The 22,772-nt window shown below is 57.6% G+C and carries 14 protein-coding genes; 3 read left to right on the top strand and 11 right to left on the bottom strand.

Going from position 1 to position 22,772, the window contains the following annotated elements:
• The first annotated feature begins 5 nt into the window (after positions 1–5).
• Genes U1140_RS08400 through U1140_RS08390 form a run of 3 tightly spaced genes read left to right on the top strand, consistent with a single transcriptional unit; the run spans position 6 to position 3,838 of the window.
• On the top strand, positions 6–2,384 hold the full coding sequence (locus U1140_RS08400) for an MMPL family transporter (RefSeq protein WP_369847168.1): 2,379 nt from the start codon (positions 6–8) through the stop codon (positions 2,382–2,384).
• Between the two features lie 12 nt (positions 2,385–2,396).
• Positions 2,397–3,434 carry a lysylphosphatidylglycerol synthase transmembrane domain-containing protein gene (locus tag U1140_RS08395; RefSeq protein WP_369847167.1) on the top strand — a complete coding sequence of 346 codons (1,038 nt, stop codon included), beginning with the start codon at positions 2,397–2,399 and terminating at the stop codon, positions 3,432–3,434.
• Between the two features lie 5 nt (positions 3,435–3,439).
• Complete coding sequence (locus tag U1140_RS08390; RefSeq protein ID WP_369847166.1) at positions 3,440–3,838, top strand: DUF3054 domain-containing protein; 399 nt, start codon at positions 3,440–3,442, stop codon at positions 3,836–3,838.
• Here U1140_RS08390 and rarD read toward each other — a convergent pair.
• The 11 genes from rarD to U1140_RS08335 form a co-directional block, all read right to left on the bottom strand.
• Entirely contained in the window at positions 3,752–4,720 is a 969-nt protein-coding gene (gene rarD / locus U1140_RS08385) for an EamA family transporter RarD (RefSeq protein WP_369847164.1), read from the bottom strand. The genes U1140_RS08390 and rarD overlap by 87 nt on opposite strands.
• A gap of 763 nt (positions 4,721–5,483) precedes the next feature.
• Positions 5,484–7,028: an acyl-CoA carboxylase subunit beta gene (locus U1140_RS08380; protein WP_369847163.1), complete on the bottom strand. Its 1,545-nt coding sequence runs from the start codon at positions 7,026–7,028 to the stop codon at positions 5,484–5,486.
• Complete coding sequence (gene pks13, locus U1140_RS08375) at positions 7,029–12,059, bottom strand: polyketide synthase Pks13 (RefSeq protein ID WP_369847162.1); 5,031 nt, start codon at positions 12,057–12,059, stop codon at positions 7,029–7,031.
• Positions 12,060–13,904, bottom strand: coding sequence for a FadD32-like long-chain-fatty-acid--AMP ligase (locus tag U1140_RS08370; protein ID WP_369847161.1), 1,845 nt, complete (start codon positions 13,902–13,904; stop codon positions 12,060–12,062). It lies immediately after the preceding gene.
• 263 nt (positions 13,905–14,167) lie between these two features.
• Positions 14,168–15,079 carry a cutinase family protein gene (locus U1140_RS08365; protein ID WP_369847159.1) on the bottom strand — a complete coding sequence of 304 codons (912 nt, stop codon included), beginning with the start codon at positions 15,077–15,079 and terminating at the stop codon, positions 14,168–14,170.
• Between the two features lie 90 nt (positions 15,080–15,169).
• Positions 15,170–15,769, bottom strand: coding sequence for a hypothetical protein (locus U1140_RS08360; protein WP_369847158.1), 600 nt, complete (start codon positions 15,767–15,769; stop codon positions 15,170–15,172).
• Entirely contained in the window at positions 15,769–17,757 is a 1,989-nt protein-coding gene (locus U1140_RS08355; RefSeq protein WP_369847156.1) for an alpha/beta hydrolase-fold protein, read from the bottom strand. Before U1140_RS08355 ends, U1140_RS08360 begins: the two co-directional genes overlap by 1 nt.
• A 261-nt stretch (positions 17,758–18,018) precedes the next feature.
• On the bottom strand, positions 18,019–19,041 hold the full coding sequence (locus U1140_RS08350) for an alpha/beta hydrolase (RefSeq protein WP_369847155.1): 1,023 nt from the start codon (positions 19,039–19,041) through the stop codon (positions 18,019–18,021).
• A gap of 230 nt (positions 19,042–19,271) precedes the next feature.
• Positions 19,272–20,255: a decaprenyl-phosphate phosphoribosyltransferase gene (locus U1140_RS08345; protein ID WP_369847154.1), complete on the bottom strand. Its 984-nt coding sequence runs from the start codon at positions 20,253–20,255 to the stop codon at positions 19,272–19,274.
• Positions 20,256–20,807, bottom strand: a complete 552-nt coding sequence (locus tag U1140_RS08340; RefSeq protein WP_369847152.1) for a phosphatase PAP2 family protein — start codon at positions 20,805–20,807, stop codon at positions 20,256–20,258.
• Complete coding sequence (locus tag U1140_RS08335; protein ID WP_369847151.1) at positions 20,797–22,731, bottom strand: glycosyltransferase; 1,935 nt, start codon at positions 22,729–22,731, stop codon at positions 20,797–20,799. The genes U1140_RS08340 and U1140_RS08335 overlap by 11 nt, the downstream gene beginning before the upstream one ends.
• Positions 22,732–22,772: the final 41 nt, after the last annotated feature.

The raw sequence follows: 22,772 nt of genomic DNA, 5'->3' as shown, positions 1-22,772 counted from the left end.
CCGGCATGTTTTTCAGGTGGGGGCAGTTTTCCTATGCCCATCGCAGAATCATCCCGCTGCTGATCATCGCGGCTATCGCCGTGGTCTTCGCGGTTTTTGGCACCAAGCTCGACGATCGCCTCAGCCAGGAAGGCTGGGAAGACCCGCGCGCGGCGTCCACCACCGCAGCGGAGATCGAGGCCGACACCTTCGGCCGAGACCGCAACGGCGATGTCATCTTGTTGTTCGACAACCCGCAAGAAAACCTAGATAAAGCCCGCGCCCACCTGGATTACCTGCAGGAACACTACCCCGACCAGATCGCGCAGGTCACCAGCTATTTCGATACGCGCAATCCGAACCTGCTGTCCGACGACGGCTCTGTCGCGTTCGCTGCCATCGGATTAGCCGGTGACGACGAGCAAACTCTGCGCGATTTCCGCACCATCGAAGACGATCTCACCGGGGCTGAAACCGCCCAGGGTCTGAATATTGAAGTCGCCGGTGCCACGGCCGTCGCCGATGCACTGGATGAGGGCATGGCGCACGATATCGCGGTCGCCGAGCGCGCAGCACTACCGCTGGTTGGCCTGCTGCTGTTGTTCGTCTTCGGTTCCGTCGTCGCGGCTTTCATGCCGCTGATCGTCGGTGCGCTCTCCATTATGGGCTCCATCGGCATCTTGTCGGTATTGGCCGGGTTCATCCAGGTCAACGTGTTTTCGCAGGCCGTCGTCACGCTGCTCGGCCTGGGGTTAGCCATCGACTACGGGCTGTTTATGGTCTCGCGTTTCCGTGAAGAGCTCGATAAAGGCCGCGACACTCGCACCGCCGTCGCGATCACCACTGCCACTGCCGGGCAAACGGTGGTTTTTTCCGCGCTCATGGTGGCCGTGGCAATTTCTAGCCTGCTGATTTTCCCGCAGGCCTTTTTGAAGTCCGTGGCCTATGGCGCAATTTCCGCCGTCGGCCTAGCGGCGCTGCTTTCGGTGACCGTGTTGCCAGCGATTTTCGGCATGCTCGGCCACAACATCGACAAATGGACGGTACGCAAAACCAAACGCTCACGCCCGATCGAAGAGACCTTCTGGTACCGCGTGCCCCGCTGGGCGATGAGCAAAGCCCGCTGGTTCACCGTCGGTATCACCGCCCTGCTGCTAGCGCTAACTATCCCACTGTTGGGGGTCAACTTCGGCGGCATTAACGAGACTTATCTGCCACCAAGCCACGAAACGCGTCAAGCACAAGACCGTTTCAATGAAGAATTCCCGGAACACCGCACCGAACCCATCAAGTTGGTGGTCACCGGCGCGGACAACCAGCAACTCATCGACGTCGTGCTGCAAGCCCGTGAGGTACAAGGATTGACCTCCCCGATGGCGCCATCGAGCCAAACGGTCGACGGAACCACTGTGTTGAGCGCGGGAATTGCCGACCGCGACGATAATGCTGATGTGATCGAGCAACTGCGCGCGATTGAAGCACCGGACGGTGTCGAGCTCTACGTCGGCGGCACGCCGGCGATGGAAGTCGAATCGCTGGAAGCACTGTTTGAAAAACTGCCGTGGATGGCGCTGTACGTCATCATCGCGACGTTCTTGCTGATGGCCGCCGTCTTTGGTTCCTTGGTCATCCCGGCCAAGGCGATCATCATGACGGTGCTGACCTTAGGCGCCACCCTGGGTATCTTGACCGGCATGTTCGTGCTCGGCGCGGGCTCCGGTCTGCTGGATTTCTCGCCTGGCCCACTGATGAGTCCGATCCTGGTGCTGATCATCGCCATCATTTATGGCTTGTCGACGGACTACGAGGTCTTTTTGGTCTCGCGCATGGTGGAAGCCCGCAAGCGTGGAGCGTCAACCGACGACGCCATCAACTACGGCACCGCGCACACCGGCCACATCATTACGGCCGCCGCGCTGATCATGATTGTGGTGGCTGGTGCCTTCGGCTTCTCCGATATCGTGATGATGAAATACATCGCCTTCGGCATGATCTTCGCGCTCTTCCTCGATGCCACTATCGTGCGTATGTTCCTCGTACCAGCCGTGATGCACCTGCTGCGCGAAGACAACTGGTGGGCACCAGCCTTCGTGCACCGAATTTATGAGCGCATGGGGCACGGCGCATACGAAGAAACCGTGGTCCCGGCTGGGCGGATGGCGGATGCTTCCAGCCCGGACGATGATCTTGCCTCAGAAAACGACCTTACCTCGGAAAACAACTTTGCCCCGAACGATGACCATGAGCAATACGAGGAACAGTACGACCTAGACGAACCGCACGAGCTGCATGAATCCGAAGTCGTCGCCGACAACAAAGCCATTCGCAGCGGACGCACCACCGACCAAGACAGCGACCTGATTCCGTTCTCGGAGCTCATGAAGCGCCTAGAAAATGACAAGTAGGTAGTTGCCGCGATGAAGAGCACAGTAGGCAAATGGCTGCGGTGGATACTGCCTCTAGCAGTACTCGTCGTCATGGGTATTTTCTTCCGTGACGAGCTAGATTTCTTGAGCGATGGTTTCCGCACCCTTGGTCACGCGCAACCTTGGCCCATTGTCGTCGTGTTTATCACCTTTGCGCTTTCCCTATTGGCGATGGCCGAAGTGATGCGCAAATTGTTTGTCGCCGGTGGTGTGCCCGTCTCGTTTAAAGAGTGCAACAACATTGTCTTCGCCTCGAATGCCTGGTCGACGACACTTCCCGGCGGTCCTGCGTTTGCCGCGATCTTGACGTATAAAGTGCAGCGCGCTTGGGGCGCGTCCGTGGTACTGTGCGGCTGGTTTTTTGTGCTTTCTTCTGCGATTTCCACGCTGTGGGTCGTGTTGATCGGTTTTACCGGGGTCTTTTTCTGGGGCGCGGATGTGGCGTTGTGGTCATTAGTAGTATCCCTGGCGTTGATGTTGGGTCTGTGCGGCGGCCTGTACTGGGCTTCCTGCAATACCCGGACCGTGGAGCGCTGGATTAAAAACCTGCCATGGAAAAAGACCGACAAGCTCGTCAAACACGTCAACAAGCTCGACCAAGTGTCGTTGAACTTGGGGCAATTTTCCTGGGTGACGTTGATGGCGTTCTTCAACCGAGCCTTCGATGCCGTTGCTCTGTGGGCCTGTGCCTGGGCCGTGACCGGTAATATGCCGTCGTTCTGGCCTGCCGACGACCACACCACCATCATGGGCATTAGCGTCGCGTTCATTACCGCCAAGCTGGCGGGTTCCGCGCAGATCACCCCGGCGGGCGTCGGCACCGTGGAGATTGCGATTATCACTGCGCTAGTGGCCACCGGCATGACGGCCGTTGATGCCACTGGCACCGTGCTGGTCTACCGGCTGATCACCTTCGTTTTCTACAGCGCAATCGGCTGGGTCATCTACTTCGCCTACTACGCACGCAAGGGCATGTCCTACGCCGCGCTGCGCCAGACTGATTCGGAAGAAACCAGCGACGTAAAATAACTGGTATGCCGACGTCTACCCGCCACGCACCTGCCCGTCCGATCATCTTCGATGCCATCGCGCTGGCAGTTTTTGCCTTACTTGCACGTATTGCCCACCAGTCTGCAGACATGCCACTGTCTTTCGTCGGCTGGTTGTCCACACTGTGGCCATTCCTTATTGGGATGGGCCTCGGCTGGTTATTGCTTTCCCTCGCGACGGCGCCGACGATGGTTAGCGGTGCGCGCAACGGCCGCGGGGCGGCCATCGTGTGGTTGTGCACCGTCATCGTCGGGCTGGTCATCTGGGCGTTACGTAATGGGGCGGTGCCGCACTGGTCATTCGTGTTGGTCGCCAGTGCGACGTCCGCACTGTTCATGTTCGGTTGGCGCGCTGCCATCGCGCTGGCCGGTTCCCGCAAATGATACCGTTTGCCGGCGCTGCTCCCGCCTGCTGTGCCGACGCATCCGCACCAAGTCAGCGACATACACCGCCACCGCCACCCAAATGATGATGAAGCCGATCCAGCGCTGCTGCGACATCGGTTCTTGTGTAATAAACAGTGCCCACAACATCAGAATCGTCGGGGTGAGGTACTGCAACATGCCGATCGTCGACAGCGGCAGCATGTGTGCACCGCGGGCATAAAACAGCAGCGGGGTGGCGGTGACCAGACCACACGACATCATCAGCAAGGTGTGCCCCCAGCCTTCACTGGCGAAGGTGGATTGTTGCTCTGGGTTCACGCTGATATATGCCACATAGCCCAGCGCGAATGGCAGCATGAACATCGTTTCTGCCCCGACGGAGAAAAACGCGGACACGGCGACTTTCTTTTTCAGCAAGCCGTAGGTACCAAAGCTGAATGCCAACGCCAGCGCGATCACTGGTGGCTGGCCGCTCAGGAACGTCAGATACACCACGGCTACGGCCGCGATAGCCACGGCCACCATCTGCCAGCGGCGTAGGTGCTCGCGTAAAATCAATACGCCGAGCGCCACCGAAACCAACGGGTTCATGTAATAGCCCAGTGAGGCATCAGCGACGTGATCACTCATCACCGCCACAACGTAGGTACCCCAATTCACGGTGATCACCACACCAGCAGCAGCCAATCGCCACCAGGTAGCCGCGCGTACCTCATAGATCTCGCGCCACCGGCCGGTTAGCAGCAAAATTCCCACCATCAACACCGCAGTCCAGATAATGCGGTGCGCCAGAATCTCGAGCGGGCTGGCAGGATCCAACAGTGGGAAGAATGCGGGAAACACGCCCCACAGCACATAAGCGGCGACGATATATTGCATTCCACTACCGTAGCCGGGAATCAATCTGGCCGACGACTAGCTGAACGAAGACTGCCACAACAAATTGATTTAATCTTGACTGGTACCTAAGGTACCAAATGCACAGGGCTGCTAGATTAGACTTAGGTGACGACCATGAGTACTGATGTGGATAAGCAGAACAAAGTTCATGGTGCAACATGGGCAATGCTAGGCCTATGCTGCGTATCCTTTTTGATTGTCGTAGTTTCTATAGCAACCGGACACACCAAAGGATTCACCAGCGCACTAATTATGCTGGCAGGTTCTGTAGGAATATTATTATCTCGATTGATGAGCAAAGTTGCGGAAAAAAGGAATGGACACCCACTACCCCTACCCTTCTTAGCTATCAGTTCTGCACTAACATTCGCGTTAGTATATTTTTTAATCTCCATGTTCGCGTGATTAAAGCTTGACGTCGGTGCCTGAGGGCAGCAAAATTAGGAAAAGTTTTACTAAGTCAATCACCGGGATGTGTCACAAGTGAAATCTGCGCGTTTACTAGGCTGGAGTGCAACATTTGCTGCCTTTGCCGGTAGCTATTTGCTATGGACCATAGGTCAAAGCTGGTGGTGGCCCTCAGTGGCTATCACCGGTATAGCGATTGCCACAATTTGCGCGCTTAACTGCTATCTGGCACATAAAACGAAGAAATATGACTTGTATATCGCTGCATTGCTATCAGCACTATCACCAGTTCTTATCATTACTATCGCATTCGGCTTCTTTTTCTCCGGCCCACCTACATAGGCGCGATCGGGTGCTTTTTCGGCAAGTCTTCCACTTGCTTAGTCGCCAACTGGCGTAGCGCTTGCCGCAGTTTCAACCGGGTCTCCGAAGGCTGGATCATCGCATCAATATAGCCGCGCTCAGCAGCCACATACGGCGAGGTCATGTTCTCATCGTAAAAGTCCATGAAGAGCTTCTTCATATATCCACGCTGCTCTGGCGGGGTTTGCTCCAATTGCTTGCCCTGGATCATGACGACGGCTGCTGCTGCACCCATCACCGCGATCTGTGCAGTCGGCCACGCAAAGTTGATGTCGCCCGTGAGGTTCTTCGACCCCATCACTGCATACGCGCCACCGTAGGCTTTGCGCACCACCAGCGAAATCTTCGGCACCGTGGCCTCCACCAAGGCAAAGGCGAAACCAGCGCCGCGGTGAATCAAGCCGGCTTTTTCTTGCTCCACACCTGGCAAATAGCCCGGCGTATCGGCAACAAAAATCAGCGGAATATTGTAAGCATCGCAAATGCGGATAAACCGCGCGCCTTTGTCCGCGGCATCAGCATCGATACAACCGGCAAAATGCATCGGGTTATTCGCCACAAATCCCACCGCCTGACCATCAATACGGCCAAAGGCGGTGACCATATTCGGCGCAAAATTCGCCTGCAATTCAATCAGCTGATCGTCGTCGCCCAGCAACTTCAGCACCTCGATGATGTCATATCCGGCGTTAGTATCGTCCGGCATGAACTCGTCGAGTTCGGGGGTGTTAGCGACTTCCTCGTCAGTGGGAGCCAAAAACGACGGCGCGGGATCATGGCAGGTCAACGGCAGGTGATCCAAAAGATCTCGCACCAGCTCAAAGGCATCTTCTTCACTATCGACGACGGCCTGCACGTTGCCGTTGCGTTCCTGCTGGCGAGCACCACCGAGTTCTGCAGAGCTGACCTCCTCGCCGGTGACCTCTTTGATCACAGCTGGGCCGGTGACATACATTTCGGCTTCGCCATCCACAGCGATCACGAAATCCGTCGTCACCGGGGCATACACGGCACCACCAGCAGATTTCCCCATCATGATGGAAATTTGCGGCGCGTACCCAGACAATGGCATCTGCCGACGCGCAATCTCCGAATACATCGCCAGCGACGTCACCGCATCTTGAATGCGCGCTCCGCCAGAATCCTGAATACCAATCACCGGACAACCGATGCGCGCGGCCATATCCATCACCTGCGTGACTTTTTGGCCAAACGTCACCCCGACAGAACCGCCGTAGACCGTTTTATCGTGGGCGTAAATGCAGACTGGACGCCCACCGATACGGCCGTAACCAGTGACAACTCCATCCGAGTAGATCGCATCATCATCGCCCGGGGTCTTGCCCAACGCGCCGATTTCCATGAAGGAGCCGTCGTCAAGCAAAGCATTGATGCGTTGCCGGGGAGTGGTCCGCCCAGCCTCATCGCGCTTCGCTCGCGCCCGCTCCGAACCAGGATCCTGCGCCTTTTCTAAACGACGACGCAGGTCAGCGAGTTTCTCGGCGGTATTAGTCACCTAGTGCTCCTCCCGTGCAGCGGGGATCTTGCTCTTCATCCAACGGTCCATGTGCTCTGCGACGATGCCAATCGCTGGCTCATCCGGCACCGCCAGGTGATCACCCGGCAGCTGAATGATCTCTAACTCATCGACGATAGCACCCCAGCCGCCATCCGGATCAATATCGGCGTAGCGTGGCTCCAATTCAATTGCACCATCATGCATACGTTCCGCGCGGAACAACAGCACCGGCAGGTCCACATCCGCCCAGCGCGCAAAATCGAGCTTGCCCAGGATCATATTGTCCACGAAGCTGGCGCGCTGGTGTTCCAAAACCCCCGCGGATAGCCCATGCTCAGAAGCATCGGAGCTAGCCAGGAACTGCTCCAGCATCTGCATCAAGGCTTCCTCGCCTGCGGTTTCGAGCAACTCGTACGGTACCGGGAAATCCAGGCCGTAGGTGCGTTCCGCGAATGCGGCGTAGCGCTCCCAGCGGGCCTTAGTTTCTTCCAAAGTGTCCGGAATCGGCTCAGAGGGCTGGGTGGTATCCAGCAACGCAATATAGGCGAGGTTGACCGCCTGCGAATCTCCGTCATCGGCCGTGCTCTGAGCAGCACTGTTGTTGTCGGCAAGCAACTGCGACGCTGCCTCATAAGCCAACGCACCACCAAAGGACCAACCGCCCAAGATGACCGGGCGTCCCTTCGCATAGTTCCGGATATCGCCCAGGTAGTCCGCCACGCGCTCTTCCAAGCTGCCTTCGCGACGCTCCACACCATACACGGAAACATCGGCGGGCAGACGACGCGCCAGCGGCTGGTATACCACCGAGCTACCGCCCGCCGGGTGGAACATGAAGACCACCGGCGCTTCGGCACCACCCTCACGCAGCACGCGAATATTGCCTTCGACGTCGGTTTCCAGGCCCTCGCGCACCACGTTGGCAATTTCTTCCAGGTTTTCTGCCTTGCCGACGAGCTCGGCCCCGATGTTCATGCCACTGCGCTCACTCAGACGCTCGGCGATCTTACCAGCGACCTCGCCGCTAATTTCCGGCAACGTGCTCGTGACACCTGCGGCCGCGCGCCCGGTCAAGCTAGCCCAGGTGGCAAACACCAGGCGCTCAGCAGCATCGCGCGGGGCCACACCGACGCCTTCTGCCTGCGTGGCATAGGACTGTTCACGCTGATCGGACTGCTCTGGTTGCTCTGATTGATCGGGCTGGCCAGGCTGCTCGGACTGCTCGGTAGAGCTTTGCTCAGCGGAAGTGTGACCGGCCGAACCATGCTTCTCCGCAACGGCCTGGTTGACCATCGCCACAACATCCGCCACCGACGCATCACGCAAAGCCTGCACCTGCAGCGGTGGGATCTGGAAATCATTTTCCACGCGGTTTTTAATCCGCATACCCATCAGCGAATCCAGCCCCAGATCAATCAACGGCAACTCGCCAGGCAAATCTTCCGCATCGTAGCCCATGGACTCAGAAACGATAGCGCGCAGGCGCTCCTCGACGGTTTCGGTCTCCGGATCCCAACGCACCGCCGAATCCGCACCAGGCATGCCCAGGTTATTTCCGGCCGCCGTATCGTTAGTTTCAGCAGCCGCACCAGCAGCCAGCGGTGATTCTGGGATCGGCGCCACACCCAAATTCTGCGATTGCGCGTGTGCACCAACACCACCGTCGGCAAGCGCCAATGTGGTAGCAAAACCTTCCGCAACCACAACGCCCGCTGTCATATCGTGCACAGTCAAAGCCACGCCACCGACATTGCGCTGGGCAATCGTCGTCAACTCGCCCTGGGTCGGCAACGTGCGCGGTTCTTCCGCTGCTACCAGCTGCGCGCCCGGCTGCATCTCCTCGGCAGCTGCTTCCAGCAACGCCAGCGCTGAAGGCACCTGATCAGCATCCACAGAAAACGCGGTGCGCCCATCCGGTAAATTCACTCGCGTGCCCGGCAGCCCGGCAGCACCGGCACTCGGGCGGGCATTCGTCCAATATCGTTGCTTCTTAAATCGGGTGTTTGGCACCGCAGCATACTCACCGCTGCCATACAGCTGCGAGAAATCAATCGGTTGACCCAAAACATAAAGCTGCGCCAGCAGATCCACCAGGTTGTTTGCGGAATCTTCCTTGCGCTTCAGCGTCTTCAGCAGCTTCGCATTAGCCTTGTCGACGCTAAAGGCCGTGTTCATCATGCCCATCAGCGCAACCGGGTTCGGGCTGATTTCCACCATCGTGTTGTGGCCGTGGGCAAACGCGCTCGCGACCGCATCCTGGAAATACACTGGCTGGCGCGTCATGTGCAACCAATAATCCTCGTTATGCACCACCGCACCGCGTTGGTGGTGGATCTGATCCACCGAAGAGAACAGCGGGGTGTGTAACGGGGCAGGTTCGATGCCTGCGATGGCGCCTTCCAGCTCACCGAGCAGCGGCTCCACCATGGAGGTGTGGCCGGCACCTTTCACGTCCAGCGCGCGGGCAAATTTACCTTCGTCTTCGAGCTTTTCCACCAGGCGCAAAATCGCAGCCCGTGGGCCACCAACCGTCGTCATTCCCGGCCCTGCGTACACGGCGGGTTCCACACCAGCAAATTCTTCTTGCTCGGCGTACTCTGCGATCTGCTGCGCGGACAGTTCAACAACAGCCATGGCACCTTGGGCATCACCGGACAGTGCGTTTTCGCCTTCACCCATCAGCCGGGCACGGTGGCAGGCGATCAGCATGGCGTCCTCGGCCCGCAAACCACCGGCAGCATAGGCTGCGGCGATCTCCCCCATAGACATGCCGATTACAGCAGCCGGGCGCGCGCCGCATTCCGCCAGCAGATCTGTCAGCGCAATCTGAATGGCGGTAATCGCTACCTGCGCGGTTTCCGTGTTGTAGGTTTGCTCGTCGTCACGCACCAATTCCAGCACGGACCAGCCGCCCTCAAAATCGACGATCTCGTCGAGCTCCGCCATCCGTGCCGCAAATTGCGGTGACTGTTCCAGCAGGTCCTTCACCATTTTCCGGTGCTGGGAACCAAACCCCGAGTAGACAAAAACCGGGCCGGGGCTTTCTGGCGCATCCCCACTGACTGCAGCGGTTGCCACCTTCCCTTCGGCGAGTTTGCGCAGGCGCTTAATGGCCTCAGCGGCATCGGCAGCGACGACAGCTGCACGCGAACGACCATGATTACGCTTTGCCAAGGTGCGTGCAACCGCGGTGAGATCAAAATCCTTGTTTCCCTGGGCTTGTTCCAGGTAATCGGCTAAATCAGCAGCTGCTTGCCGACGCCGCGATGGCACCATGCCGGAAATCGGCAGCACCACGTTGTCGCTATTCAGGCGCGCCTGGGTTTCTGTAGCCACGCCCGCAGAGCCATCGTGCGCCAATGCGTCCTGCGCTGTAACGTTCTGCAACGCCGCCTTCTCCACCACGGCCTTCTGCGCTTTCGACCCCGCGTCGTATTTCTGCACCACGACGTGAGCGTTTGTACCGCCAAAACCAAAGCCAGAAATGCCGGCGATCTTGTTGTCCGAAGGCCATTCTCGTGGGTCTTCGACAACCTCCAGGCGTTCTTTCTCAAAGTCGATATAGCGGTTCGGCTCCGAGAAGTTCACCGACGGCGGTAGCGTGTCGTTCTGGATCGCCAGCACTACCTTGATCAGGCTGGCAATACCGGCAGCAGATTCCGAGTGGCCGATATTCGACTTCACCGAGCCAATCAAGGTGTCTGTGTCTCGGCGCGGGCCGAGCACCGCGCCCAATGCGCTAGCTTCAATCGGATCCCCGAGGATCGTGCCGGTGCCATGTGTTTCCACGTAATCGACGGTCGCGGGATCAATCCCGGCATCAGCATATGCACGGCGCAACACGTCGATCTGTGCCTCTGGGTTCGGCGCGGTCAAACCATTTGAGTGTCCGTCGGAGTTCGTCGCACTGCCCTTAATCACCGCCAAGATCTCATCACCAGCGGATTCGGCGTCGGCAAGCCGCTTCAGCACCACCACACCGGCGCCATCGGCACGCACGAAGCCGTCGGCATCATCGGAAAACGCGTGAATGGCGCCCGACGGGGAAATCACGCCGAGCTCGCCAAAGGCAGTGGAAACAAACGGCGAAGCCAGGATGTTCACGCCACCGGCGATAGCTACATCGCACGAGCCATAGCGCAGCTCACGCACCGCCTGGTGCACAGAAACTAACGACGAAGAACACGCAGTATCCACGTTCAACGACGGACCGCGGAAATCAAAGGCATAGCTAATGCGGTTCGGGATCACAGCCGAAGAAGTACCCGTCAGCGCATACGGGTGGGCTTCGGCTGGATCAGCAGTGATCAACATGCCGTAGTCATTATTCGAACTACCCATGAACACACCAACCGGCTTGCCCTTGAGCTCATTGGCCGGCAGGTGTGCATTTTCCAGCGCGTGCCAGGTCAACTCCAGCATGATGCGCTGCTGTGGGTCCATATTGGTGGCCTCAATGGGAGAAAGGCCAAAAAATTCCGGGTCAAAACTGGCGATATCGTCCAGGTAGCCACCGGAAAGATTGATCTTGCCCATCTTCTCCGACATCACCGGGTCAGACTGGTACTCACTCCAGCGCCCCAGCGGCAGCTCACCGGTGGCGGTACGGCCTTCTGCGAGCAGATTCCAGTATTCCTCCAGGCCATCAGCCTGCGGGAAGCGGGCAGACATGCCGACGATCGCGATATCACCGCCATAAGCGCCAACCCCACCATGCGCACCGTTTCCGGCACCAGCGACGTCGGCACGCTCAGAAGACTGCTGCGCAACCCCGGCCCGCGCACTACCTTCCGCCGGACCGTCGACCAGCCGTTGAGCCAGCGAGGCGATGGTGGGGTATTCGTAGGCGATAGTCGGATCCAGCCGAGTGTCCAGCAAGGTTTCCAATTCACCCGACAGGATCACCGCATCGCGTGAAGAAAGCCCCAACGCTTCCAGCGGCTTGTTTTCCGATACCTCTTCGACTGGAAGGTCAGTCACCTTCACTACCCACTCGGTCAGCCAGCTCTTCAGCTGCTCAACTGTCATTTAGGCTTCTCCCTCAGATCCCTCATACTTCTTCTTTGCTACCTGCCGCGCGATCTTGCCTGCCGACGAGCGGGAGAGCTCGCCAGGAGCCAGGAACTGAATATCATACGGACGCACACCATGGCGGGCGGTAACCTCAGCGCGGATGTCCTGGATTGCTTGTTGATCACCGGATTCTTCGGCGTTATCTGCGCGCTCGACCAACAGCACCAATTCTTCGGTGTTCTCTGCAGTGATCGCGAAGGCGGCGACGGAATCACTGCGCACGTGCTCGCTCGCCAGCATCACGGTGTGCTCAATATCCTGCGGATAGTGGTTGCGGCCAGCGATGATGATCATGTCCTTCAGACGGCCGGTGATGTAAAGCTCACCGTCGATAATCACGCCCAAATCGCCAGTGGCCATCCAGTTATCGGCGGGAGCATCCGCGGCACGGGAATCGTCCAGGCGCTCGCCGATGGTGTTGTGGAAGGTTGCAGTGGTCTCTTCAGGTCGGTTGAGGTAGCCCGCAGCCATGTTGTCACCGTGGCACCAGACCTCACCGACGGTCGAATCCGGCAATTCTGCCTTAGTTTCTGGATCGACGATGGTGAGAAATTGCGGGCGTACGACCTCGCCGTTAGAGATGAACGCGACGCCATCTTCGCTCCCGGTCTCCACGGCTTTGCCAGCAGAGATCTGGTCCCGATCAAAGTACTTCACCTTCGGGCGATCTTCCGTCTGTGGCGTGGTCACCATCAGCGAAGCCTCTGCCAGACCATACGACGGACGCAACATACGTCGGGTCAGCCCCTTCGGTTCGAATGCTTCCAGGAAGGAGTTCAAGGCTTTCACGGTCACCGGTTCGGAACCGATGATGATGCCGTTGATATTGGAGAAATCCAAATCATCGTTATTGCCGTAACGGACTGCAAGATCCAAGGCAAAGTTTGGGATGACGGAATACACGCCATTGTGGTCGTCGCCTTCGCGGGCCGACATCATCCGGGTCCAGCGCGATGGTTGCTGGATAAAGTCTTTCGGCGACATCAATTCGGTACGCAGCCCCATGATGGTGGCAAAAAGGTTCAGGATGATGCCCATGTCATGGTGCAGCGGCAGCCAGGAAACCAAACGCAGCGGCAAGCGCAGGCGTGCGGCTTCGAAAATCTGCAGCACATTCGTCAGAATCGAGCGGTTGGTCAGCTCCACACCGGCTGGGGTGCGCGTCGAACCGGAGGTGTACTGCAGGAACGCAGGCTCATCGATCGGCATCACGGTCGAGGAAGCCATGCGCTGTTGCCCCTCGATGGTTTGCTGCGGGTTCACATAGGAATCTGCCAGAGAATCCGGCAGCGAATCCACCGCCAAAATGCGTGGACGTTCGCGAGCTGGAAGCTTTTTGAAGTGGTCACGCACGGCAGCTGCCGACGGACGGTTCGTCAACACCAATTTCGGGCCGCAATCGGCAAACACCGCGGTCAGGTGGCCTTCGTGGCCGGGCTCGTTCGGGTCATAGAGTGGCACCGGAACCATACCGGCATACATTGCCCCCACGAAGCCGAAGATGTATTCCGGGGAGTTGCCCATCAAGATCGCTACCCGGTCGCCCATTTTCGCAACTTGTTGCAAACGTGCAGCCACGGTCTTAATCCGGATATTGATTTGCTGGCGGGTGAAATCGACTGCGGTGCCCTCACGCGACTGCGAAAAATCCCAGAATCGCAGGCAGTGGCGGTCGGCTCCGCCGGTGTGCAGATCACCCTGGTACAGCAGTTCAGCCAACCCTACCAAGGACAGTTGCGGGGCGAGTTTCAGGTTGCCCTGGCCGTCGTAAAACTGACTCATTGCTGCTTTAAGATCCATGGTGATTCCTTTGCTGAGCTAACACCGGTACTTCTAGTACCAGTACGAAATGTTTGTTTGTCTAAGATTCCAGCCTACGTTGGCGCAGAAGTCATGCAACTACCAGGTGCTATCGGAAACAAAATAAGAAACGTTAACGTCAACACCAAATCTTATGAGTTCTAATTCACAATCACGAATCGCCACGCCGAACAACCGCCACGCCGAAAGACTTTCAACGTGGCGGCGCTGGTGAGGTTCATATTCCGAACAAGCCTATCTGGCTAACCCTGCTCGATGGTCTCAATAGCCCAATTCTTTATCCACTCATCCGCCGTCGTACCCGGAATTACTTCCTCATTGGTGCCGTACTGGGCATGCGAATTATTCGCCAGCTCCAGAGCCCGGCCAAACGCATCCAACACGCTTTCCGGCGCGGCACAGATGGGATCACTCGGGGCGCAAATCTGGAAAGTGCGATCTTGCAACGCACCGAAACCATCGCGCGCACCACGCATCGACGCTCCCGGGGTCACGCTCTGCACCAAACCTTCGAGAGGCTTCAAAGCAACCTCGGCGCCTACCCCACCAACCGGGACTCCCGGGTTAATCCCCTGGTCCGCAGTACGGCGGCCGTCGGCAAGCAAGGCAATGCCACGTACACGCTCTGGCGGAATCGGGCCACGGTGGTTGCCGATCTCATTAGCGATATCACCCAGGATCACAGCGCCCTGGGAAAAGCCCGTCATCGCGAAATCCGTCAGCGGGCATTCCTCATGCGTGGCAACCAAGCGCTCACGAACCTTCTGCGTGCCTTCTTCACGGGATTCGTCGTAGCTCAACTGATCCTGGTTTTGCACATTGGCAAACTGGGCAGAATACGGCAGAGTCCACACCCGCACGTCGTCCGGAGCGTAGCGCTCCTGCACAGGCCGGGTGACATTGAGCAAAAAGGAATGTGGATTAGCCTGCGGATTGAACGGGTCATCATCCGCTGCAGATTCCCAGGTGCCCGGAGCAGAAATGAATTCCACCCGAGGACACCACTCCGGTTGCACAGGCTCTTCCGCTTCTTCGGCAGGGCCGGCTTGATCGTCGGGAGCCATCGGAGACTCACCGCTTAAATATTGCATCACCCCGGCACCGATTAACAGGACCAGGACGATCACGGCGATAACCGTGAACACTTTTCTCATAGCTTCACATTTCTTGCTCTAACAGGACAGCGGTCTGTGTCCGTGTGCACGTGAGCACAGCTCGTATGCACCAGCATGAGCACAAAAGCATTAGCAAAAGTACTTACGTGCGGACTCCGTCAAAGTATCAGCTAATTCTTCGAATTCTCTGTCAGTGCGGTCCTGCCCGATCAGTTGGCCTGTCACCGCATGCAAGATCGCAGTCTGGTCATTACACACCAAATGCCCAGCAGAAACGATCTGGCCTTCTACGCCGGCAACATCAACGCCGAGCTCGCGCACCTCATCCAAAAATGCTGCGTTCTCGCCTTCAAAGCCCTCGGCTTCTGGGATTTCAGCAATTTCCTGCGCGCCGCGATCTGCGGATCCCGTGCCACCAGCAGAGCCCGAACCTTGCGGTGCTGGCTCAGCATTGCTAGCTGACGGCGCAGTCGTGCTGCTTTTGGTGTCTTTAGCGTCTTTGCCGTCTTTGTCCTTACTTTCTTTTTCTTTCGACTTCGACGAGCTACTGGAGGCACTAGACGTGGTTTCAGACGAACTGTTGCTCAACGTTTCTGGAGCTTCATCTTCGACCGTTGCCGAACCACACGCTGCAAGCGTAAGCGAACCAGTCGCCAAAACCGCTGCTAGTTTTGCTTTACGACGAGGCTTGCGCGTGGTTGCTGCTTGCGCATTGCGATATATCCGCATTACTTCTCCCGTACGCCACCATTGATTTCTTGCAGAGTACCGTTCTGGAACTTCTGCTCGTTCACACCAGGTTTGCTCGTGAAATCTTCGGTTGGCCAACCGTATTTGCCCTGCTCGTAGCCGTGCTTACCCCATTCATCAAAGATCTTGCCGTACTTGATGACGTGGCCGCCGGATTCAGGTGAAAAGTAGATGCTGCCGTTTTCGAATTTCTGGAACCAGCCGCCATTGATCTTGATTTCATTGGAGGTTGGCAAGCCCAGATCAGCCTTGTCGACGGTGGCGTACTTCTTGCCGATTGCGCCGAAGACCAAGTGAGTCTTGCCCTCACGGTTACGGGTGAGGAAACCGTCCTGCATCGGCTGCACCTTGCCGCCGCCTACGTGTTCATCTTTACCAGTTGGGTATCCGCTCCGGCCCTGTTCGTAACCGTATTCTTTCCACCCTTCCAGCAGGTCGCCAGGCACTTCCCACGCACCAGTGTCTGGGTGCCAGTAGATGTTGCCGTGTTCGAATTGCACGAAACGCCCCTTGCCATCTGGGGTTCCCAGCTCGCCCGACTTCGGGAATCCCAACCAGGAAGTTGCGCCGCCTAGCTGCGCGTAGCGTGCGTTAATCGCACCGTACACACCGTGCGCGCCATTGGCTGGCGACCAATAAGCAGTACCTCCGGTGAAGTCCTGCGCCACACCATCAGTATCTCCGACCTGATATTCGTTCGTCAGGCATTCTTCGAAGTGCGCTTGACCAGCAACCTCGGCCTTGATTGCACCCTTGACGTCACATTGCGCTGCACGTCCTTCTTCTGGGATTTTCAGGGCATTCGCGATGTACGGCCACGCTTGCTTCAACTCAAATTCCCAGTATTCCCACGTATGAATACCGGTTGGGCGGAATTTCGCGACCACATCAACGTTGGCAGCTTTCGCACGATTCACGAAAGTTTCTGTGGACATGCGAGAAATTACCTCGAGACCAACGCCTGGCAAACTTGGATCGTACTTAGCGACGGAGTTTGGCGCCCCAAAGTCTGGCTGTCCGCTACCCGCAGAGACGTACACCGTCATATCGCGCAATGCTTCGACACCCAGCTTCGGATCGTGGTCAACCCAGCCCTGGCTGTACAACGGGCCCCACATCGCTTCAGCGTTGTATCCACCACCATCAGAGACCGCAAGTTGAATGGCTTCTGGCATACCGGGGCTAGTGGTATCGAGGTATCCGGAGAACGAGCCGGCGAAATTGAACAGGTGCGGGTTGCGTTCTGCCATGTTGATGGCCGAGGTAGCACCCATGGAAAGCCCGGCTACCGCACGTTGCTTGTTCGAGCGAAACTTGTTGTCCATGATTGGGATTACTTCCTTGGTCAGGAAGGTTTCCCACTTATAGTGCTTGCCGTTATCAGGTTGCTCCCAGTCAGAGTAGAACGAAGATTCGCCACCGATCGGTAGGACGACGTTGACGTTCTTGTCAGCAAAGTAGCGCTCTGCGTCGGTAGCAATGGTCCAACCGGACTCAGTCTCACGAGCGCGCAAGCCATCCATGAGCCAAAGTTCTGGGAATTTTTGATCTGGTTTCGCATAGTAATCGCGTGCCAGCAAGATCTGGAACTTCATTTCCTGATCAGGCATGGCGGCGGACTTTACGTAGACGAACGCGTGCCGCGGTGTTTTATACTCCACGCGGTCGATCTCCACGCCCTCTGGCAAACCATCTGAGCTTGGATATTCCGTCTCGACCGTACTGCGCTGTGGCGCCTCACCAGGAATAATCGAGTCCGTGATGCCATCGTTTTGCGGCAGCAAGTTCGAGCTTCCAGGCAACGAGCTTTGGGCATTGGCTAGCGGGGTGTGAACCGTGATGGGAACCATCGCGATGCCAGTTGCAACTGCAGTTGGCACTGCCAGTGCTTTCAACCAAGAACGCGTGCGACCCCGTGCGTTACCAGCAGCGTGGGTGTACGGGGAAAGAGACGAGTGTAGGCGCATAAGTATTCCTCGAGAGTGTGTACAGGGTAGGCAGAATTCAGGCCTGCCTGCACCCCGAAAGTTCCCCGCTTCCGGGATGTGACTGGCCGACTCCCATGGTTTTCAAGTCTAAAGTTTAGGTTTAACGATAAGGTTTTTGTGCAGACACTCCGAAAATTGGCAGAAAAAGGTATAAGAAAAACCAGGCCGGTCCTCGCGGTTAACTCACCGCGGGAATCGGCCTGGTCAGTAGGTAACCAGCCTTCTGGCTACCGATTGAATTTAGCGTGCACCCATCACGTCCAGGATGCGGTCACGTGTGCGCTCCAGCTGGTAGTTGAACTGGTACCAGTTGTGCAGACCTTGACCTGGGTAGTCCACGGTGATCGGGACCCCGTGTAGACGCGCGTTGCCCTCAAACAAACGTGTACCAATCTGTGACATAACTTCCAATGCGATGCCAGGGGCTTGGTGTTGCGGAGCTAAGTTGCGATCCGGTGGGCCAGGCACGCCGGAAGCTGCCGATACATAAACATCGGTGTTACGCAGGTTACCAACCAGGTAGAACGGGTCGTTCTGGAAACGCTGCGGATTAATGATGGTGCCGTACATCGCGTTGATGTTGTATCCACCAGCATCCAACAAGGCCACGCGCATCATGGTCTGCATGCCCGGAGCCGTGGTGAACAAATAACCAGAATAAGACAGAGCCTGACGGAACTGGTCAGGGTGCTTACCCGCCAGGTTCATCGCGGCGGTAGCGCCCATCGACAGACCCGCAACCGAGTTGTTGTTTGGCGCAACGCCAAAGTGCTGCTGCAAGTAGCCGGGAAGCTCTGCAGTCAGAAATGTCTCCCACTTGTAGCTACCGTCTTCTTCGCCAGGGAAGAATTTCGGGGTGCCCTGCCAGTCCGCATAGAAAGAAGCCTCGCCGCCGACTGGCATCACCAGCGTGATGTTGTCCTCGGCGAAAAGCTTGTGCGCAATACCTTCACGATTCCAACCGTTCTGGACGTTGTTCGCACGCAAACCATCCAGCAGGTACAAACCAGCGTTACCGCCGCGAGAAGCAGGTTGAATTTGCACTGGAATATTGCGGCCCATCGCAGGCGAATAAACATCACAGCGCTGAATCCAGTAAGCAACGTGCGGGTCCCACTCGCAAGTACCGGTGGCATCTGGGCGCAGCCAGCCACGGTTATCCTGTGCGCTCGCCACAGATGGGCTGGCCATCATTCCCAGCGCAACCGCGACGGTAGTCACCATGGTAACTACCGCGCGACGCATATTCACGATCGAAGTCATTGCTCCCCTTCATGGAAATATTTCATGTGCCGCCTCTCGTGCTCCACATCGTCCGACTGACCAGACGAAAATAATGATCAGACAAACGTATGAGAGGCGACAACGGATTCTGCTCATCGTATCGAAAATCGAGACAAGTTCGTTACACAGCTGCGAATCAGTTTAGGGGCAGCAAAAAATAATCGCTACTTGAAAATTACTGCCAACTGAAAAACCTAGATTGGCGGAGGCTAGACCGCTGGAACGATATAAACCGCGACCACGATGCACGCGATCCACAGCAGCGCCAGTACCTGCAACGCACGGTCTTCCAGCGCGATCTCGTCCGGCGCGCCGCCCTCACCGCGGTCAACGTTCGAGGCATAGCGCAAAATAGCGATAGTAAACGGCACCAGCGACACCTGGTACATGATCGAGGCCAAGCCTTCAGTCTGCTGCGAAAGCTCAAAGCCCCACAGAGCATAAGACATGACGACAGCGGTAGCCGCTAGCGTCCATACAAACCGCAGATAGGTCGGCGTATAACCCTCTAGTGCTTTGCGGATCTTCGCACCAGTGCGCTCCGACAACAGCAGCTCCGCGTAGCGCTTACCGGAAGCCATGAACAGCGAACCAAACGCCGCTACCAGCAAGAACCATTGCGAAAGCTCAATGCCGGCGGCAACACCACCGGCCATCGCGCGCAGCATGAACCCGGACGAAACCAACGCAATATCAATCACCGGCATGTGCTTCCAACCGAAGCAGTAGCCGAGCTGCAAGGCGATATAAACGGCGATTACCGCAGCCAGGCCAAGCCCGTCGGAGGCCAAGAACGACAGACCAATCGCGCCAACAATCAGCCCGACGGCCATCGCATAGGCCATCCCTACCGGCAGCACACCAGCAGCGATCGGCCGGAAACGCTTGGTTGGGTGCGCCCTATCCGAGGCCACATCGCGTGCGTCGTTGACGAGATAGATCGACGACGCACCCAGGCAAAACACGATGAATGCCAGAGCGACGTCGGCAAGCGTGCGCCCGTCCAGCAACACGCCGGCCCCGGCAGCAGCCGGCGCGGCGATAACCAGACTGTTTTTCACCCACTGCTTCGGACGCAGTGCCTTGATCATGCCATCCAGCAGATTCTTCGGCGGTTGCCGCTTCCGGCCAGTATCAACGCCGGAAGTGTGCGGTTCCGAGTGAAATACGCTTTGGTGACCGTCGTTTTCCATCTAGCTTTGCCCCATCATTCGTTTCGCAATCGCATAACCAATCATTGAACCCAGCAACGTATCGGTGGGGTAATGAACCCCCAACACCATACGCGATGCCATCATCACCGGGATACCCGCCAACGGCGCGCGCGAACCTGTCATCTCCGAAACCCCAGTACAAAAGGCTGCGGTTGAGGTCGAGTGTGACGATGGAAACGACAATTTCGACGGCGTAGACACACCAACGCGCACATATGGATAATCCGGGCGACGACGCCGAACGATGCGTTTGAGCACCACGGAGGCCGCATGCGCAGTCAGTGCTGAAGCGCCCACGCGCAGCCATTGGCCGCGGCGTTGCTTGTCGACGGCTGCTCCTAATCCAGCGCTCGCCATCCAGCCAGCAGCATGTTCACCGAAATGCGACAAACCCCGCGCTGCCGGCAACACGCCCGACGCGTCGAAAGCGACGGATTGAATTCGCTCCAGCACACGGGACTCCGCTCGGCTGAGCTTATTCGGCTGTTTCTCCCGCTTATCCTGCTTCTCCTGCTTGCGTTTATTGGGCATCGAAGACCTTCTTCCAGGAATCGCGTGCAGCGAGTTCGGAGCGTGCACTGCGGTAGGTCTGCTGCAGCTCGTCGAAACGGGCGTCAATGTCTTTCAGCAGCTGGCGGGTCTGCGAGAGCAGATCGCTGGTCAGCTGCTTATCGCGTTTACGGAACGCCACCCCGGTGCCACCGGCGGTGGTCACGGTTGCTGAATCCACGCGCGAAAGGTTGTACCAGCGTGCTTCATTCGGGTTCAGGTTGATTTGCGGTGCCTCGTAGTGCGCCGGATCAGCTGCCTGCGACATGTGGCGCAGGGTTTTCAGTAGCCACGGAATCTTTTTGATCTTGCCCAGTCGGCCACCGATGTTGTTCAGCGGAACATCGGCCCCCGTCGGTGCTGGCAGCTCTGCCGCAGATTCGTAGATGACGGCATCGTCGTAGTTTTTGCGGATCGACTGGATGCGCGGGAGGGAAGATTCGAGCACGTCGAAAAGCTGGTCTGGGCCGGCCAAGAAGTCGCGCATGGCCTCGATCTGGATGGCCATGGTGGAATATTCCATGCACATCGCGTGCTTGTAGCTGGATTTCAAGATCGAGCGCGCCACACCTTTGAAGTTGCCACGGTGGTACATCGCTGCGGTGATCAAACGGTTGCGCAGGTGAAAATACGCCTGCCAGTCAATCGCGTCGTCCTTATCGGCCCATGCCATGTGCCAGATCGCCGCGCCCGGCCAGGTGACCGTTGGGAAGCCGAATTCCGCAGCACGCAGCGAGTACTCCGTATCGTCCCATTTGATAAACAGCGGCAGCGGCTGGCCGACGGTTTCGGCAACCACGCGCGGGAACAGGCACATCCACCAGCCGTTGTAGTTCACATCGACACGACGGTGCAGGTCTGCGCTGCTTTTCGCGTGCGGGTTGCGCTTTTGCTCTTCGGTGAGAGTGTAGCTTAGCGGGTACTCGGAAAAGTCGTGGTCGTAGACGCCGTATTGCGCCGGACCCCACATGAAATCGTGGCCCTGGATGGTCTCACCGGTGGTGCGCAATTGCGCGCGCTGCTGCAAGTTCAGCATCTGACCACCGACCACGATCGGGCTGGCGGCGAAACGAGCCGCTTGCACCGCGCGCACAATGGAATCAGGTTCGATGGCGATGTCGTCGTCCATGAACAGCACGAAGGGTGCATCGGTGTTTTCCACGAATTCGTACATGATGCGCGAATAGCCACCAGAACCACCCAGGTTGCCCTGCCGGAATTCCCGGAAGCGCTCGCCGAATACGGCAACAGCCTCGTCATAGCCAGGCTCATCGGCTGGATGCTGGTTGCCTTGGTCCGGCATGAGCACGTGCGAAATTACCTGCTCAACGACGGGATCTTCCCCCAAAGCTTGCAACGCGGCGACGGCATCAGCTGGGCGGTTGAAGGTGGGGATACCGACAGCAACCTTCTTCTCCGACGGCTCGATGGTGCTGCCGTCGGGAAGTGTCTGCGGCTTCGGCGCGTGCGGGGCGCACCACGCGGCTTCACTTATCACAGTGTCGGTTTCCGCGGTGACATCGAACCAGTACCAGCCGCCGTCCTCAAAGTTCTTCAATGGCAATTCGATATCCAGCGTGTCGTTGGAAACCAGGTGGTTGCCAACGCCGACGCGGGTGCCATCGACCTTGGAACGATACAGCGCAATATTGGCTGTGCCTTCGACTTTCATGGTGAGCACCACGGAATCCAGCTGCGACCAGCGACGCCAGTACGATGCCGGGAAAGCATTGAAATAAGTTTCGAAGCTGGCTTCTGCACCAGCGGGCACGGTGACATCCGTGCGGGTATCCCAGTTCAGGCGCTGTTTATTCTGCTTCGATTCGATGAGGTAGAGCATGCACACATCGAAGGGTTCGCCGCGTTTCGGCAAAAGGATGCGTTGCAGGGCTTCGCGATGGTTCACGGTTCTCCAGTTCACACGGGTTGTTACGTCGTTACGGATTA

The organism is Corynebacterium drakensteinense (assembly GCF_041224285.1).
Classification (GTDB): Bacteria; Actinomycetota; Actinomycetes; order Mycobacteriales; family Mycobacteriaceae; genus Corynebacterium.
This window is presented reverse-complemented; position numbering and strand designations above follow the sequence as displayed.